This window comes from Emticicia sp. (assembly GCF_049241225.1).
Taxonomy (GTDB): domain Bacteria; phylum Bacteroidota; class Bacteroidia; order Cytophagales; family Spirosomataceae; genus Emticicia.
This window is the reverse complement of record NZ_JBMLRC010000158.1, coordinates 6,366-23,759: the sequence shown is the minus strand read 5'-3', so window position 1 is coordinate 23,759 and position 17,394 is coordinate 6,366. Positions and strand designations below refer to the sequence as shown.

The following is a 17,394-nucleotide window of genomic DNA, read 5'->3' as shown; positions in this document are numbered from 1 at the left end:
TTTCTATCGGCCAATGACCCAAAAATTATTACACCCAAAAATATGCCAATATGTTGAAAAACAAGTAGATTACTATTGGCCTCAATAAGTTGTTGTTCGGTAAAACCAAAATCAATAAATGGTTCTTTTTTGAACACATAGGTAAGATTAACACAAAAAACATTGGCGAAATATGCCAATCCTGCAGTAAGTAAGGTTAGGTATTGAGGTCGTATTTTCATGTTTCCAGATTCACAGTTACAAGTATATCTATAAAGAGTATTTATAAGTCTGTTTTCTGGCTTAAATGTATATCTCTACATTTATTTTAATACAAATATAATTAAATTTATTAATAAATGCACCTTTCTCTTTTACGAGCCTTTTTGTATAATCTTATTGGCAAGAAAATAAATTAATAAACCAATTATTACGCCCACACCATCGGCCAAAGCATCATACCAATCAAAACTACGATGAAATGATGTAGGAAGTGCCCCCTGACAAAATTCGATGAGAATACCGTAGAGAATGCCAATAACTAGCGTTTTTGAGTAGTTTTTGAACGCAAATTGCCAGCAAAAAGCCCATCCTGCAAAAGCTACAAAATGGGCCGTTTTATCATCAGCATCGGGTAATTTTTCACTCGGCATTGTGCAGAGGATAAAAATGATGAGCGTAATAGCAAAAGCTAAATATTTATTTTCCAGAAATTTGATTGCCAATTCTTTCAATTTCATCTAAGAGTGCGTTTAGGTCGGTTTCTGTTGTGAGCGGATTCATCAACGACACACGAAGATAAACGTTTTCTTTTAAAGTTGTTTGTACGATATAGAAATTGCCTTCTTGTAAAATCTGTTTTCTGATGGCTGAATTTAGGTCGTTTTGAGTTAAAGCTCCCCTAATGGGGGCGGGGGGGGCTGCTCTAAAACATACAATATTACTTTCTGGCTCAATAGCGAGTTCAAAGTTTTGTCGGGCTTTCACTAAATTGGCAAATTTTTCGGCCAGACCGTGCAAGTACTCTACATTTTCGGTAAAAATTTGCTCGCCGTGAGCTTTCAAAATTGAATAGATTTTTAGACTCATCATTAATTTTGTACACTCAAAAGTACGTTTTCCTGAATTAAACCAATCTTTTGAGTGCTGATTTGCCCACAAATATTGTGCTTTTTGTTGGAAAGTCTTGAAAGCATCTTCATCTCGTTTGAAAATCAAAGCCGTTGCCAAAGCGGGAGTCATCAACATTTTGTGCCAATCAATTACCACTGAGTTGGCTTGTGCTATGCCATTTACTTTATGTTTGTATTTTTCGGAGAAAATAACTGCTCCACCATGAGCTCCATCCACATGAAACCAGATTTGGTGTTTATGGGCAAAATGGCCAATTTCTGCTAAATCGTCATAACTTCCGGTGGAAGTTGAGCAGGCACTACCTACAATACAAATCACTCGAAAACCTTTTTCGGTAGCTTCGTTGTAGTATTTTTCTAATAAATCGGTTCGGATTTGTAACTTCTCATTTGTCGGAACTTTTATGATTCCTTCGCTGCCTATTCCCATGATTCGGGCGGCACGGTCGATGCAATAATGGGCTTCTTCCGAAACCATAACCGCCAATTTTTCACTTGTTCCTTCTTCCCAAACATCAGTTTTAGCAGCACGAGCTGCCAAAAGTGCCGTAAGGTTTGCCAAAGTTCCGCCCGAAGTGAGTAATCCACTGGAATTTTCATCAAAGCCAATTTTTTTGGCCAATAGTTCTGATAAAATTCTTTCCAGTGGGTTCGACACCAAACCCATTTCATAAACCGCCATGCCATTGTTGAGCAAACCAGAAAGCATACTGGCTACCGCTGTGATTGGTAAAGGTGGCGTAACCTGATGCCCCATGTAGCGTGGATGGTGTAAATGGGTTGATTTTTCGATGGTTTTCTTGAAAAAATCTTCAACATTTCCTGCACCTTGCTCGTAATCTGCCTGCCAAAAGGCCAACGATTCGTCGGGTTCTTGGTATGGAATTACACTCGTAATTGTCTGATTTTGAGCAGATTCCAGATAGTCAGCCAATAAATCGACCAAATTATGGGCATTTTGGCGAAAAGCATCGGGCGAAAAAGCTTGTTGAAGAATTGTCATTTTTTTAGAAATCAAAATTTAAACCAATATTCCAATTAAAATCGCTTTTGGGTGTCACTATTAAAGGCTTAACTGCCTGCATCGAGATAGAAACAGGTAGGTTTTTATACGACCAAACCGCAATCCCCGAAGCAAAAAGTCCTTTAAACGGAATACTGTTATCAATATAAAACAAATTTGGCTTGAGTGCTAATTTTACCGAATTCGAGAGGCGTATTTTGCTAATATTGGCCGATAGGCTGTAAAAATAGCCAGATTTTACGGCATCTATATCAATGCCTTTGGTGTACCAGCACAGGGCTTGAATACTTGAGTTTTCGGAGATTTTGTAAGTTGTCGCTGCTTCAAATTCTAAATATTTATTGACTCTCTGAACCTCAAATGTCTGTAAATTTTCGGTAATATTGGTTCTTTTAAAAAACAACGACCAGTTTATACCCGTGCGAAAGGTGAATTTCTTACGTGGAAATTGTACTCTCAACCAACTATTCGATACCCAAGGTTTGCCATCAATGCCGTAATTTAAAGCGGGTGAAAACGAAAAGTTACCTTTTTTTATAGAAAAACCTGTCATAAGAGCGGGTTTTCCGAGTGCGAATGCTGGTACGGGGGAAATACCATTGTTGGTAAGTTGTACATTTCCCGATAACTGAATCGGTGATTTTTGAGTTTGAATCGAATCTTTTTTATCTTCCGAAAAAGCTTTAAAAGTAATAAAACAAGTTAGAAAAGTAAATAATAGTGGTTTCATTTGTTTGTTGAGAAGTGTAATAAAGCAATCTTAATTAGTCAGTTTGTTGTTTTTTTCTACGCTTGCCAATAGTAGTAGAAGTTTTCTTCTCGCTTCCAGCCGAGGCTTTCGTAGAGTTTTTGTGCCTTTGTATTATCGGGAGTTGTTTCAAGTAGCAAACCCTTATGTTTTTGTGTGCTTACAAATGCTTGAGCAGTTTGTAAAATAGCTTTTCCAATACCTAAGTTTCGGGCATCGGCCTTTACGAATAAATCATTTAGTACCCATTGGCGTTTCATCGAAACCGATGAAAATGTGGGGTAAAGCTGCGTGAAACCAACTGCCTGCCCATCTTTGAATGCCACAAAAATCACAGATTCGTTTTGTTGAATTCTCTCAGATAAAAATTTCTTAGCTCCTTCTAAGTCAGAATCTTGACCATAATATTGGCGATAAGCGTCAAATAGCACAGCTACGTATTCAACGTGGTCGATTGTGGCTTGAAGAATTTCCATAACTTACTGATAATTAATATTGCTTGGTGTTTTTCTTTTGCAAAACAATCACTTATTTTTGATAACAAAAAATACTTAATTTTGATTATTTGATGCCAAAAATGAATCAATAATGGATTTTAGAACGATTGAACACTTTTTGAAACTTTCGGAAACGTTGAATTTCCGAAAAGCAGCCGACGAAATATACATCGCTCAACCCGCCCTCAGCCGACAAATAATGGCTTTGGAAGAAGAGCTGGGCGTAGTTTTATTTGATAGAAATAAACGAAATGTGGCTCTGACAACTGCTGGAGAATACTTTAAGGAGGAATGTGAGCGGATTTTAGAAGATTTTGAGCGAGTAAAACAGCGAACTTTTCAGATTCATAAAGGCGAGGGTGGCGAAATAAAAATAGCTCATTCGAGTTCGTCGATGCAGTTTTTATTACCGAATATTTTGGCGAGAATTCAAGCCGAAATGCCCTTAATGAAAACAAATTTGAATGAAACCACCAATCTCTATGGCATTAATGCTCTCATAAACCGCACAATTGATGTGGCATTTGGCCCCAATATGATAGTACCGAAAGAATTAAATGCTCGCACGATTTATGTCGAGAATTTTGTAATAATTCTACCGCAGAAACATCATTTAGACACAACAAACTTTGAGTCGCTGGCACAATTAGCTGATGAAAATTTTATTTTACCGCCACGAAGCGAAAGTTCTGGTTATGTGGAAAGCCTCGAAGCCCTGTGTCAATCGTATGGTTTTATCCCGAAGGTGGCCTATCAATCAGGCAATTCAAATACGGTTTTGCGATTGGTTGAAGCGGGTTTGGGAATCTCAATTGAGCCAAAATCGGCATTGAGCGGACAAAATATGAATGTAAAGTTTATTGAACTAAACAACATTTCTTTGAAAGCCTCCATGCTAATGCTTTGGCTACGTGGCAGAGAGAAAGAGCTAAAGCCTTTCTTTGAGATTGTTGATAAGGTGATGGGAAGTTGATTTACTTAGCTTTTTTAATGCCGATATAAACAAATTTTTCGCCTTTTAGCTGGTAGAGAAGATTACTGTTACTTACTTTGCCTGATTCGTCAACAAGGGCGATATAGACTATTTTCAAACGATTGTCGTAGCTAATAATTTCGACTGGACGTTCGGGCCTATCAACTACACTGAAAAAATCGTATGAGACTTCTATATCTCCCGTTTGATTATTTTTAGAGACAAAAAGGTCAGTCGAACGGATAACTTTATTGTTTTTTATATAAAATGCTTCAATTGCTTGACTTGCATCTTTGTTTGAATAAATACCATTATTGATAGCTAAGTAATATGTTCTTTGACCAATTTTTACTTCATGGATAGCCGAATAAAAGGTATCTTCGTAATCATTAGGGTAATCTATAACTATTTTTTCATTCGATTTAAATTGGAAAATCGAACAGAAAATTCGCATAGAACCTCCTGTTTGTTCATTCCAGCTATATATTTTTAATCGTTTATCTTTTGAAGTAGTGATGTGAAAATACTTAGTACTTAATAATTTAGTGAAAGTATAGTCGAAAGTAGTAGGATATTTACGTAAAAAACTTTCAAATTTTTTCTTAAACTTTTTAGCTAATTCTTCTCTTATTTCCCAGTCTTCGTTTGATGATAAAGCCTCGTAATCTTTATAAAGCTCCTGTTCGATAGCCCAAAGACTTTTATTCTGAGCAATCGAATAGTTTGAATAAAGAATAAATATCAGAATAATACGGCAAAATTTCATAAACTTAATACTTGATGTTACGCAGAGCCATCGGCTCGATTCATTTTGTAGCCTTCGATTTCAATCGATGGTAAAAACGATAGACATAGTTTTTAAAAGTTCCATCGGAACGACCCATATAATAAATGTACCGTTCCTGTGGAACTTAATTTGTTCTTGCAATTACTACCGTCGATTAAAATCGACGGCTACAAAATGAGACAATCCTTCGGATTTTAAAAAATGCGTAAACGTCAGTTAATATTTCTTCAAAGCTTTCAAAAGTATCTCATTTTCTTTTTTTGTACCGACTGAAATACGGATACAGTTTTCGCACAAAATAACACTTGAACGAAGGCGAGTAATGATTTTTTGCTCAATTAAGTAATGAAAAACGGCATTTGCATCGGTAAATTTTACCAAAAGTTGGTTAGAATCTGATGGAAAAATGTGCTTCACAATGCTTAAATCGGCCAGTTTTTTGTGCAAACGCTCACGTTCTTTTAGCACTTGTTTTACGTACTTATCTTTTTTCTCTTCTTTCCCCAAAGCCGCATAAAGTAGTTTTTGCGTAACGCCGTTGAGGTTATAAGGATACTTTATTTTGTTCAAAATCTTGATAATTTCCTCCGATGCAAAGGCCATTCCCAAACGTAATGCCGCCAATCCCCAAGCTTTTGAGAAGGTTTGCATCACAACTAAGTTTGGATATTTATCAAGTAATTGTGTAAACGATTCTTCTTTGGCAAAATCAATGTAGGCTTCATCAACCACTACCAAGCCAGTTGTGAAATTATCCAAAATATGCAAAATAGAAGCTCGCTCAATGAGATTTCCCGATGGATTATTGGGCGAACAAATCCAGATAATTTTAGTGTGAGCATCAGCCGTTTCGAGTACCTTTTTCGTATCTACTTGAAAGTCGGGCGTGAGCGGTACTTGTTTTACGGCAACATTCTGCACGTCGGCACAGACTTTATACATGCCGTAGGTGGGTGGCAAAATTAAGATATTGTCTTGCTGAGGCTCACAAGTGGCACGAATCACCAAATCAATGGCTTCATCTGAGCCATTACCCAAGAAAATTTGCGTTGGACGCACTTTCTTAATTGTGGCCAATTTTTCTTTGACAACCGACTGATAAGGGTCGGGGTAGCGATTATAATTTCCCGAAATTACCGAGCCGAATGGATTTTCGTTGGCATCGAGAAATGTTCCTTCCGAACCCGAATACTCATCACGTGCAGACGAATAGGGCGTAAGCGATAGAATATGTGGACGAATAACTTTACTTAATGAAAACATGAGGCGATTTTATGATTTACGATTTACGATTTAAGATTTACGAATTTCAATTCGATATTGTATCTTACATCATTGCAAATTTTATGAATATTAAAACTACTTAGTCAGTAGTTAAAATGTTGATATTAAGGGTTTTGAAGAATTCGCAATTCGTAATTCGTCATTCGTAATTACATTATTCTTTAAAACTCTTCAATCTTATTCTAACTTTGTTACAAAATTTCAAAAGAATCTTATGTTATCCAAAGAAAATATTGCCGAATACTTCAAAACCCTGCAAGATAATATTTGTCAAGCCCTCGAAGCTACCGATGGAAAAGGCAAATTTCAAGAAGATAATTGGCAGCATCATAGCGGCGGTGGGGGTCGAACTCGTGTAATTGCCAACGGAAATATCATCGAAAAAGGCGGTGTAAATTTTTCGGTCGTTACGGGCGAAACCTCTGATGCTTTACAAAAACAGCTCAAACTTGATGAAAAAGCAGACTATTTTGCAACTGGCGTAAGTATCGTGCAGCATCCTATTAGCCCGATGGTGCCAATTATTCACATGAATGTGCGATATTTCGAGATGTCGAATGGCATTTCGTGGTTTGGTGGTGGTATTGACCTCACGCCGCATTATGTAGTTGACGAAGATGCTCGTTGGTTTCATGAGCAGCTCAAAAATGCTTGTGATAAACACGATGCCGATGCTTACAAAAAATATAAAGAATGGGCCGATAATTATTTCTATATTCCGCACCGCCAAGAAACGCGTGGAGTAGGAGGGATTTTCTTTGATTATTTGAAACCCTCAGCCCCTAAAGGGGAGCTTACAAATGACACGAAAACAAAAGAGGATATTTTTGAATTTGTAAAGTCAGTTGGTGAATCTTTTGCTCCAATTTACACACATTTGATGGCAAAAAATGCTCAGATTCCGTTCGGAGAAGAAGAGAAAACTTGGCAAATGTTGCGTCGTGGGCGTTATGTTGAATTTAATTTGGCTTGGGATAGAGGTACAAAATTTGGACTCGAAACCAATGGCCGCACCGAGTCTATTCTGATGAGTTTACCGCCCGTTGCCAACTGGGTGTATGATTACAAACCCCAAGCCAATAGTCCCGAAGAGCGTACGTTGAGCTTGTTGAAAAAGGGAATTGATTGGATATAGATAATGTTTAATTATGAATGATTAATGATAAATATAATATAAATGTCCTTCAAAATTATTTTTGAAGGACATTTATTTTTCCGTTAAAAACTACTGTTGACTTGTGGACTATCGACCGTGGACTGAATACTACTTCACAGCCTGATAAACTCTTACATAATCTATTTCCATTCTTTGCGGGAAAATGCTATCATCAATACCCTGTTGACCGCCCCAACCTCCGCCGATGGCAATATTTAGTAATATGTGAAATTTCTTATCGAAAGGCCATTCTTTCCAATCACTGCTTGGTTTGATGAAAGTAAAATAGGGCTTACCATCAAGTTCAATCGTGATTTTATCGGGTAACCATTCGCAGGCATACACATGAAAATTATCTGAAACATTGCTTTCGGCCACAATACTGTTCCCTTTATTAGTACCAATGCTGTGATTAAAGGCTTTGGTATGAATATTTCCATGAATACGATTTTGGTCGAAACCTACGTGTTCGATGATGTCTATCTCGCCATTATCTGGCCAATAACTTGTTCCGTAGTTTTGTTCGGTTGCCAGCATCCAAGCGGCCGGCCAAGTGCCACGTCCTTTCGGTAATTTAGCTTTTATTTCAATTCTGCCGTAGAGAAAATCTCCTTTTCCTTTGCTCACAAGGCGAGCCGACGTATAATCATTGTTTGATAATTTTTCTTTGAGGGCTTCAATAATCAACTTACCATCTTCTACCCGAGCGTTTTTAAGGTCATTGGTATAGTATTGTTTTTCTTGGTTTCCCCAGCCATTTCCGCCAATGTCGTAGCTCCATTTTTTGCTATCTGGCAGACCTTTATAGTCAAACTCATCAGCCCAAACAGGCGTAGTTTTGTCGATTTTGTATTCGGGTATTATTACGGGAGGAGTGATGTATGAAGTATCTTCATTGGGAGTTTTCTGGCAAGCTACATAAAGCAGCATTACCAATGTCGAGCTTGCTAATAAGATTTGTTTTTGCATGAGTTTGTTAGGTTGAATGAGCGACTAAATTACGAAAAAACTATCATTTTTTAGATTCTTTTAAAAGTGCATCAACCATTAATGAAACTTCTTCTACAATTTCCTCTACATCATCTGACGAACCTCTCCTTTTGAAACGAATATTCCCTTCTGGGTCAATTATAAATTTTGTCGGTATAGCTTCTACTTTGTAAGTCGAAACAATTTTACTATCGACATCAACTGGTACAGTAAAGTCAGTATATTTTTTATCAGTAATTAGTTTTTTTACTTTTGGTAGATAATCATTTCCTTGTTCCCAAGTATTGATAAACAGAAACTTAACGTTTGGATTATTCTTATATTTTTCTTGTGCTTTCTGCATTCCAGGAAAAGACCTAATACAAGGTCCGCACCAAGTAGCCCAAAAGTCGAGTATTACCACTTTTCCGCGTAAATCGGTTAAGTTGATATTTTTGCCCGAAAGGTCTTTAAGTTCAAAGTTAGGGGCAATTTCTGAAATCATCTGAGATAAAATTTCATTTTTATTTTTCTCTTTAACTTCACTTTCAAGTGATGCAATGTATGCTTCAACCCCTTTTTTGCCATTACTTTTGATGTATAAATCCTTTATAGCTGTTCGTATTTTTTCGGTCGCTTTTCCTGCTTTTATGAATGCCTCGCCCATTGTTTTGGCTTCATCTTTTTGTCCCAATTTTATGGCAAGTAGTATGTAGCTTTCGTTTACCTTGTTACTCCACTCTTCGGGAGTGCCACCAAGTGCCAATTTGTAGTTTTCGAGGGCTTCTTTTAAGCGACCTTGTTTTTCGAGAATGGTTGCGTAGGTGTCTCTAAAAATTAAGTCGTAGGGTCTGCTTGATGTTGGTAATTTCTTTTTTTCTGTTTGGTAAGCCTCGATTGCTTTAAGTGAAAAAGCTTCGGCAGATTTTAAATCTAAGTTTTTTTCTGCCATTTGGGTTGCAATTGTATTATAAAAGGATGCTTTATTATCTCTTATTTTTAATTCATACCGTGTTGCAAATTCTTTTATTTTGGTGATATTACCCGTACTTACATAATTACTAATCATTGTTATGGCCATCGCAGAAGACATCAGGGAGTTGGGAAACTCCTTTTCAAATGCTTCAAACAAAGCTATTTTTTTGTCGTTATCATCTTCTTCTACAATTTTGAGATATTTTTCTTGTTGAACAAATGTGCCTTTTGGTTCATTTTTCTTGATTATTTGAGCATATTTTTCAGATTTTTCTTTATTTCCAATTTGTTTATACAATGCAGCAACAGCTGATAATTCTGAACTTTTTGGCTCTTTTGCGTCAAATCTTACATCTAACTCCTTCTCAATTATGGTTTTGTAGCCTTCTTTTTTGCTAAGTGTAAGAGCAACTAAGTAATTCATCCAAACACTTTCTTTCATTTCGGGATTTCTCTCAAACTCTTTTTCAAAAAAAGTGACTTGTTCAAGTATATCTCGTTTCATTCTAAATGCAGGGTTCTGCATTGCAGAGTTCTGAATCATAGCTAAACCCAAAAAAGCACCATTGACAGGTTTTCCATTCTCATCATGAATCAGTAAGATATAACCATTTTCTTTGTTGTTATCAATCAGCTTTCCTGTGGAATCTCTAAATGCCAACATTAATCCAACGAGATTATTCTTTTTTAGTTCGCAACTTCCTTTCCAAACATTTCCTTCTTTTATTAACGAAATAGGGGTAGAAGAAGTAAAAACTGTTTTAGCTTCAAAATAGAAAGCTTCAGCTTTAATCAGTGAAGAATTTGCTAAAATGGTAGATGGATTATAAGTAAAACTTACGGTTTCCCCAAATTTAGGTTTGTCATTTGAAAAACTTACTTGTGCATTTGAGAATAGAGGTAGCAAGAAAAAGATGGTAAATAACTTTCTCATTGAAAATATATAGGTTTAGGTGGATAAAGTTTTATGTAATCTATCTTCTCGAAGACTCCCGAATAACAAGTTTTGAAGATAAAACTTTGCTATCCAACACTTTATTGTTTAGCTGGCCCAAAAGAAGTTCTGAAGCTACTAAACCAATTTGCCGACTTTGACGCTGTACCGAACTCAGCGGTGGACAAAAATACTGAGCGATTGGCGAGTCGTCGAATCCGACGAGTGCAATGTCTTGAGGAATGAGCAGGTTTCGCTCTCGGATAACCGACATCGCACCGATGCAAACATGGTCGTTTACACCAAAAATGGCATCGGGTCTTTCGGGTAAATCGAGTAGATATTTGGTTGGTTCGATGGCACTTTCAACCTCAAAATTAGTTGTGCAAACTAAAGTTTCTTCTACTGGTAAATTATGTTTTAGTAAGCAATCTCGGTAGCCGTTGAATCTGTATTCTGACACCGTCAAACCTTTTGGTCCACGCAAATGTGCAATTCTCTTACACCCGATTTCTATCAAGTGTTGAGTAGCCATGTAGGCTCCATCATAGTCATCAACGATTACACCATTGGCCAAAGCAGTGTCATATTTGCGGTCGATATAGACCAACGGAATGTCTCGTCTGACCACCTTCTCGATATGCTCATAGTGCCCGCCATCGTAGGTTTCCTGCGAAATTGACAAGAAAATTCCATCTACACGATTCGCCAATAGGCGTTCGATGTATTGTTTTTCGAGTTCGTAGCTTTCGTTGGTTACACAGATATTGAGTAGATAGCCGAGTGGTTGGAAAGTAGATTGCAGCCCTTCGAGCATGGCCGACTCATGAAAATGATTGATATTGGGCAAAATTACGCCCAGCGTTTTTGACGATTTATTGAGTAAACTCAACGAAATGATGTTTCGTTGATAGCCCATTTTTTCAGCATATTCCTGAATCGTCTTGCGGGTTTCTTCATTAATCACGGGGTTATCGTTCAATGCTCTTGAGACCGTCGAGGGCGAGCATTTAAACTTTCGTGCAATGTCTTTAATCGTGATTATTTGAGAATTATCTTTCACAGCTCTTACATAAATAACAGATTCTATTGCAAAGGTATATTTTTGCAACGTATTTACCTTTTTTTTGATAAAATTTTGAGTTTCTATTCCATCATTTCATCAAATAGACTCGGTTAAATTATTTTTTTACATAGACATGAATTATTAACCTATAAAAAATGTGGCACACCTTGAAGGATGTGCCACATCAATAACCAGTTCTCGAGTAACAAATAACAAATCCCTACTCCTGTCTCAAACCACCACCGAAGAAAATACCCATCTTGATAGTGAGGTGATTTTGGTTAAGGTCAATTTTTTGTCCGTCAATGAGGTTTCGTTGGCCAAAAATAAAGTTATAATCTGCCGAAAATCTGAAATGCCATAAATCAATACCTATACGTGGCGAAACACCAAATTTGCTCCCACGAGCTATATCTGGATAGTTTTCTCCTTGACTGTAAGATGCTGCTGTTGGTCGGTAAAGTCCAGCTCCAAGTCCAACTGTCGGGCGGAAATGACCTTCGCCAATATGATAATCTGAAATAGCCAAAAGCGAGCTAACCCAGCCCAGCGAGCCACCGTTATCCGAGGAAGCATTTACTTTGAGTCGGCCCAGCACAGTTCCTTCCAAGCGTAAGCCTACTGATAAATTATCGTTGACTAAATATTTAGGTTCGGTATAAATTCCCAAGCCAAAACCATAGTTTTTAGGGCGAGCGTAGTGCATACCAATATCCCATCTGAATGGCGTATGGTATTCGGCTTGAGCAAAAGATTCGGAAACGATAGCAAGAAATGAACAAATGATAAGAAATTTTTTCACGGTTGTTTTTGTGCTTGGTTTTAAGAAAACTAATTAACCGAATAAACATCATTTCGAGTAAAATTAGTATAAAACTTTGCATAATTATTTTTAGCCAGTTTGCAGAAAATACTAAAATGACAAATGATTTTGGGAGACAAAAAGGGTTTTTGACTGCATTCCTCAAAAAGCTTATTGTTGGCTGTTGACCGCCGATTATTGACTTGTAAACTGACAATCTGTCAGTATTGTGGGCTTTGGAACAGCCTTTGATGAGTACGGATTGCCGAACCTCGACAAAGGTTTGTATGCAAAAATGTCAAAAATTTAGTGACGGATACTAATATTTCACTTTACATTATACATTAAAACATATCATGGTAGCTGAAAAAGGTACAATTTCGATTAACACGGAAAATATTTTTCCAATCATTAAAAAGTTTCTTTATTCTGATCACGAAATTTTCTTGCGTGAGTTGGTTTCAAACGCCGTTGATGCCACACAAAAATTAAAAAAATTGGCTTCGATGGGTGAGTTTAATGGCGAATTGGGCGATTTGACCATCAAGGTTTCGGTTGATAAAGAAGCAAAAACAATTACGATTTCTGACAAAGGAATTGGTATGAGTGCCGATGACATCAAGAAATATATCAACCAAATTGCTTTCTCTGGAGCGAAAGAATTCTTAGAAAAATACAAAGACACGCCCGATACTAACCAAATCATCGGTCAGTTTGGTTTAGGTTTTTATTCGGCATTTATGGTGTCGGAAAACGTAGAAATTATTTCAAAATCGTTCCGTGATGATGCTCCTGCTCGTTGGATTTGTGACGGTAGCACCGAGTTTGAAATCACTGAAGCCGAAAAAGCAGAACGTGGTACTGACATTATCTTGCACGTAGCAGCCGACTCTGAAGAATTCTTAGATAATTTCAGAATTAGCGGAATTCTTGAAAAGTACGCTAAATTCTTGCCAGTTGAAATCGAATTTGATGGTAAAGTAATTAATAACCCAAATCCGATTTGGACAAAATCTCCGTCAGAATTAACCGATGAAGATTACAAGGCTTTCTACAAAGAATTATATCCGTTTGGCGAAGAACCACTTTTCTGGATTCACCTCAACGTTGACTATCCGTTCAACCTAACGGGTGTATTATACTTCCCGAAAATCAAGAAAGACTTCCAGCTTAATCGTGATAAAGTACAATTATACAGCCGTCAGGTATTTATCACTGATGATGTAAAAGACGTTGTTCCAGAATTCTTGCAAATGCTTCACGGGGTGATTGATTCGCCAGATATTCCACTCAACGTTTCTCGTAGTTATTTGCAAGCTGATGGAAATGTGAAGAAAATCAATTCGCACATCACTAAAAAAGTTGCTGATAAATTACAAGAAATCTTCCGTAACGACCGCACAGGTTTTGAAGAAAAATGGGAAAGTGTGGGTGTATTCGTGAAATACGGAATCGTGTCAGATGATAAATTCTATGACCGTGCAAAAGAGTTTATCTTATTGAAAAACGTTGAAAGTAAGCACTTTACGTTGGACGAATACCGTGAAAAAGTACAAGCAGTTCAGACCAACAAAGATGAAAGTGTGGTATTCTTGTATGCCAATGATGTAAATCAACAAGATGCTTTCATTGCATCGGCCAAAAAGCGTGAATACGATGTGTTGGTGATGGATTCGCCGTTGGATGCACACTTTATCAATGCTTTGGAATCGAAACTCGAAAAAACAACTTTCAAGCGTGTTGACTCTGACAGTATCGACAAATTGATTGATAAAGGATTGAACCTCGAAAGCGTACTCAGCGATGATGAGAAGAAAAAAGTAGAAGAGTTATTCAAGGAAGTTGCAGGTGCAAACACGATTCAATTAGAGTCGTTGCCAGCCGATGAAGTTCCTGTAACAATCGTACAGCCAGAATTTATGCGTCGTTGGAAAGATATGCAACGCATCAGCGGGCAAGGAGATATGTTTGGCTCGATGCCAATGCCAAACAACGTGGTGATTAACTCAAACCACAGTTTGATTGCTAAATTATTAAAAACCGAAGATGCAGAAGCTCAAAAAGCACTAACGAAGCAACTATACGATTTAGGATTATTGGCACAAGGAATGCTAACAGGTGCCGATTTGACTAAGTTTGTAGAGCGTACTGTAGCGGCTTTGTAAGAGACGGTTTATGATAAATAAAAAGTCCTCACTTGATTCATATATCTCGTGAGGACTTTTTTATAAATTAGGTTGTCTGATATTTGTTGTGGTTGCGATGAAGAGACAAGGCATGCCTTGTCTCTACTTCTGATACCATCTTTTTCTCCATAAAAATTGTCAAAGAACCATAAAATTTAATTACTCAAAATTAATTTTCTAAGACACTATTTGGGCTTAAACCAGCATTCCTTCCAAAACTTTCTCGTAATAACGTTCGTACATCGGAACAATATTCGTAATATCAAATTCTTGAGCACGAGCTAAAGCGTTTGCTTTAAAAGTTGGTAAATTTTCGTCTTGCAGAATATAAATTGCGTTTTTGACCATATCATCTACATCGCCAACATTGCTCAAAAAGCCTGTAACACCTTGCACGTTTAGTTCGGGCAAACCACCAGTATTTGATGAAATAACAGGTACTTCGCAAGCCATTGCTTCCAGGGCTGCTAATCCAAAACTTTCTTTTTCGGAAGGCATCAAGAATAAATCGGCTACTGACAAAACCTCTTCGATGGCATCAAGTTTTCCTACAAAACGTACATCTTCACCCAGATTCATATCACGGCTGAGTTGTTCCATTGGGCCACGTTCGGGGCCATCTCCCACGAGTAACAACTTACTCGGGATTTGTTTTTTCAGTTTCGCAAAAACTTGAATAATATCTTCGATACGCTTAACTTTTCGGAAGTTGGATGTGTGAACCAGCAACTTTTCGTCGTTCGGACAAATGATTCGTTTGAAATGCTCTTTTCTTTGCTTTTTGAAACGTTCCAAATCAACAAAATTTGGAATCACCTCGATTTCTTTTCTTATTTCAAAAGCTTCGTAAGTATCTTTTCTTAAATCTTCCGAAACCGTCGTTACACCATCTGATTCATTGATACTAAACGTAACAACTGGAGCAAGAGAAGCATCTTTTCCTACAATCGTGATGTCGGTTCCGTGTAAGGTTGTGATTACAGGAATGTTTATACCATGACATTTCAAGATTTGTTTCGCCAAAAAAGCCGAAGTTGCGTGCGGAATTGCGTAATGTACGTGTAGCAAATCAAGTTTTTCGTACTTTACTACATCAACCATTTTTCCTGCCAAAGCCGACTCGTAGGGCGGGTATTGAAACAGCGGATAGCTGGCAATATTTACCTCATGGTAAAAGATATTTTCGTTGAAAAAATCTAGACGAGCGGGTTGAGTATAAGTAATAAAGTGTACTTGATGGCCGTTTTTGGCAAGACCCTTTCCGAGTTCGGTGGCCACAACGCCACTTCCGCCAAAGGTAGGATAACAAACAATTCCGATTTTCATAGATGCGGTTTAATGTACTTTTTTGAAAGATTTTTTTAGTGCTTTTAGCAATTAGCTTGAAAAGCAGGTTGTTTTGCAGACACAAATTAAATCTAAAATCGTCTAATGAAGCTAAAAGCCAACAGCTAATAACTAATAGCTTTTTAAATGAAAAATCCGCTATTAATAGTACAACAAAAAAAAATGGAAAAAGTCTCAAAATCATATTACGGATTTATGAATTTATTGAAAGAGTATTTTCTGTAATCAAAAAATTGGCTAATGATAGGAAAACATAACTTGCAATTAATCTGAAAATTTTGTAGTTTTGGATACGATGAATTCCAAAACCTTCGCAACCCTCAATGCCTTTTTTCGACTGATAAGGTCACGAAATATCTTGATTGTGATATTGAGTCAATACATGGTCAGGATTTTTCTGATTGGCCCCAAAGAAAATTGGCTCGATTATCTGCTTGATTTTAAGCAGTTTTTGCTCGTATTCTCTACCATCAGCATTGCTGCGGCTGGTTATATCATCAATGATTATTTTGATATAAAAATTGATTTAGTCAATAAACCCGACGAAGTAATAATTGGTAAAATCATCAAACGCCGACGTGCGATTCTGATTCATCAGATACTTAATTTTATTGGTTTAGCCATTGGTTTTTTCTTGAGCTTGAAGGTTTTTTTGATTAATTTTTTGGCCATTTCGGCTCTTTGGTTTTATTCCGAACGATTCAAAAGAAAGGCTTTTATTGGTAATTTTTTAGTAGCTTTTCTGACCGCCTTCTCGCTCGTTATTTTGGGCGTTTATTACCAAAAAAATGTGGCTTTGGTGAATATCTATGCCTTGTTTGCTTTTTCTATTTCGTTGATTCGAGAAATCATTAAAGATATGGAAGATATTAGGGGAGATGCCCGCTACGGTTGCCGAACGCTTCCGATTATTTGGGGAATCAGGCAAACCAAAATTCTGCTTTATATTTTCATTCTTTCGTTTGTGATGATACTACTCATTATGGCCTATTCGCTTCATAATCAATACCTTATTGCACTTTTTAGTTTAGGCGTATTTCCGTTTTCGTGGTTTGTATATAAACTTTACTGGGCCGATAAACGCCGTGATTTTACGTTTCTGAGCAAAGTCTGCAAACTTATTATGATCTTCGGAATCGGTAGTATGATTTTTGTGTAGAATAGAAGTTATGAGATACACAGAAAGCTGGTGAATCATTCAAATCTAAGTCATGGCTGAAGCCATTTGAGAAGTTTTATCTATAAACCCCAGACTTAAGTCTGATGTTAGGACAGTAAAAGCAAAAACGGCTTTAGCCATGACCTTTTTGAGAAATCTTGAGAAACTATTAAAAAAAGCACATCATGACACACATTTTTAAACTTTTATTTTTAAGTCTATCACTATTCTTCGTTTCTGATGGGTTTGCTCAAAAACGCTATTCAGTCAATATTCAATTTTTACCAGAAGTTCATACAAAAGAAGTTCGTGTATTTGTAAAAGATGGGAAAGAAGATAAGAAAATTGACTTTAATACTTCAAAAAATCAAATCA

At 37.0% G+C, this 17,394-nt stretch carries 17 protein-coding genes; 5 read left to right on the top strand and 12 right to left on the bottom strand.

The genetic code is table 11. From position 1 onward, the window contains the following. From ACOVO2_RS09330 to ACOVO2_RS09310, 5 genes are all read right to left on the bottom strand, one after another. Window positions 1–221, bottom strand: a 221-nt coding sequence (locus ACOVO2_RS09330; protein ID WP_421769704.1) for a hypothetical protein, incomplete at its 3' end; no start/stop codon positions are given. Between the two features lie 132 nt (window positions 222–353). Further along, the gene (locus ACOVO2_RS09325) at window positions 354–719 is read right to left on the bottom strand and encodes a VanZ family protein (RefSeq protein ID WP_421769703.1); all 366 of its coding nucleotides are present in this window, start codon (window positions 717–719) and stop codon (window positions 354–356) included. Further along, a complete protein-coding gene (locus ACOVO2_RS09320; protein ID WP_421769702.1) occupies window positions 679–2,115 on the bottom strand; it encodes a pyridoxal phosphate-dependent decarboxylase family protein in 1,437 nt (478 codons plus the stop codon). The genes ACOVO2_RS09325 and ACOVO2_RS09320 overlap by 41 nt, the downstream gene beginning before the upstream one ends. A gap of 4 nt (window positions 2,116–2,119) precedes the next feature. After that, window positions 2,120–2,866: a hypothetical protein gene (locus tag ACOVO2_RS09315; protein WP_421769701.1), complete on the bottom strand. Its 747-nt coding sequence runs from the start codon at window positions 2,864–2,866 to the stop codon at window positions 2,120–2,122. A 56-nt stretch (window positions 2,867–2,922) separates the two neighbouring features. After that, on the bottom strand, window positions 2,923–3,360 hold the full coding sequence (locus tag ACOVO2_RS09310; protein ID WP_421769700.1) for a GNAT family N-acetyltransferase: 438 nt from the start codon (window positions 3,358–3,360) through the stop codon (window positions 2,923–2,925). Window positions 3,361–3,472: 112 nt separating this feature from the next. On the opposite strand from ACOVO2_RS09310, the gene ACOVO2_RS09305 reads away from it, so the two are divergent. Continuing rightward, the gene (locus ACOVO2_RS09305) at window positions 3,473–4,354 is read left to right on the top strand and encodes a LysR family transcriptional regulator (protein ID WP_421769699.1); all 882 of its coding nucleotides are present in this window, start codon (window positions 3,473–3,475) and stop codon (window positions 4,352–4,354) included. 1 nt (window position 4,355) lies between these two features. On the opposite strand, the gene ACOVO2_RS09300 is transcribed toward ACOVO2_RS09305, so the two are convergent. Together ACOVO2_RS09300 and hisC are read right to left on the bottom strand one after the other, a co-directional pair. Next, the gene (locus tag ACOVO2_RS09300) at window positions 4,356–5,120 is read right to left on the bottom strand and encodes a hypothetical protein (protein ID WP_421769698.1); all 765 of its coding nucleotides are present in this window, start codon (window positions 5,118–5,120) and stop codon (window positions 4,356–4,358) included. 237 nt (window positions 5,121–5,357) lie between these two features. Then, window positions 5,358–6,404, bottom strand: coding sequence for a histidinol-phosphate transaminase (gene hisC, locus ACOVO2_RS09295; RefSeq protein WP_421769697.1), 1,047 nt, complete (start codon window positions 6,402–6,404; stop codon window positions 5,358–5,360). A gap of 235 nt (window positions 6,405–6,639) precedes the next feature. Between hisC and hemF the strand changes: the two genes are divergently transcribed. Continuing rightward, window positions 6,640–7,560, top strand: a complete 921-nt coding sequence (hemF, locus tag ACOVO2_RS09290; protein ID WP_421769696.1) for an oxygen-dependent coproporphyrinogen oxidase — start codon at window positions 6,640–6,642, stop codon at window positions 7,558–7,560. Window positions 7,561–7,689: 129 nt separating this feature from the next. On the opposite strand, the gene ACOVO2_RS09285 is transcribed toward hemF, so the two are convergent. From ACOVO2_RS09285 to ACOVO2_RS09270, 4 genes are all read right to left on the bottom strand, one after another. After that, window positions 7,690–8,550, bottom strand: a complete 861-nt coding sequence (locus ACOVO2_RS09285; protein ID WP_421769695.1) for a glycoside hydrolase family 16 protein — start codon at window positions 8,548–8,550, stop codon at window positions 7,690–7,692. 43 nt (window positions 8,551–8,593) lie between these two features. Next, window positions 8,594–10,459: a redoxin domain-containing protein gene (locus ACOVO2_RS09280; protein WP_421769694.1), complete on the bottom strand. Its 1,866-nt coding sequence runs from the start codon at window positions 10,457–10,459 to the stop codon at window positions 8,594–8,596. Between the two features lie 40 nt (window positions 10,460–10,499). Continuing rightward, window positions 10,500–11,570 carry a LacI family DNA-binding transcriptional regulator gene (locus ACOVO2_RS09275; protein WP_421769693.1) on the bottom strand — a complete coding sequence of 357 codons (1,071 nt, stop codon included), beginning with the start codon at window positions 11,568–11,570 and terminating at the stop codon, window positions 10,500–10,502. Between the two features lie 175 nt (window positions 11,571–11,745). Beyond that, entirely contained in the window at window positions 11,746–12,327 is a 582-nt protein-coding gene (locus tag ACOVO2_RS09270) for a hypothetical protein (protein WP_421769692.1), read from the bottom strand. Window positions 12,328–12,683: 356 nt separating this feature from the next. On the opposite strand from ACOVO2_RS09270, the gene htpG reads away from it, so the two are divergent. Beyond that, window positions 12,684–14,492, top strand: a complete 1,809-nt coding sequence (gene htpG / locus ACOVO2_RS09265; RefSeq protein WP_421769691.1) for a molecular chaperone HtpG — start codon at window positions 12,684–12,686, stop codon at window positions 14,490–14,492. A 216-nt stretch (window positions 14,493–14,708) separates the two neighbouring features. Here the strand turns inward: htpG and bshA are convergent, their stop codons facing one another. Continuing rightward, window positions 14,709–15,839 carry an N-acetyl-alpha-D-glucosaminyl L-malate synthase BshA gene (gene bshA / locus ACOVO2_RS09260; protein ID WP_421769690.1) on the bottom strand — a complete coding sequence of 377 codons (1,131 nt, stop codon included), beginning with the start codon at window positions 15,837–15,839 and terminating at the stop codon, window positions 14,709–14,711. 316 nt (window positions 15,840–16,155) lie between these two features. Here bshA and ACOVO2_RS09255 point away from each other — a divergent pair, with 316 nt between their 5' ends. Both ACOVO2_RS09255 and ACOVO2_RS09250 read left to right on the top strand, forming a co-directional pair. After that, entirely contained in the window at window positions 16,156–17,019 is an 864-nt protein-coding gene (locus ACOVO2_RS09255) for a geranylgeranylglycerol-phosphate geranylgeranyltransferase (RefSeq protein WP_421769689.1), read from the top strand. Between the two features lie 185 nt (window positions 17,020–17,204). Beyond that, window positions 17,205–17,394: hypothetical protein (locus ACOVO2_RS09250; RefSeq protein WP_421769688.1), on the top strand; the 190-nt coding region annotated here is incomplete at its 3' end.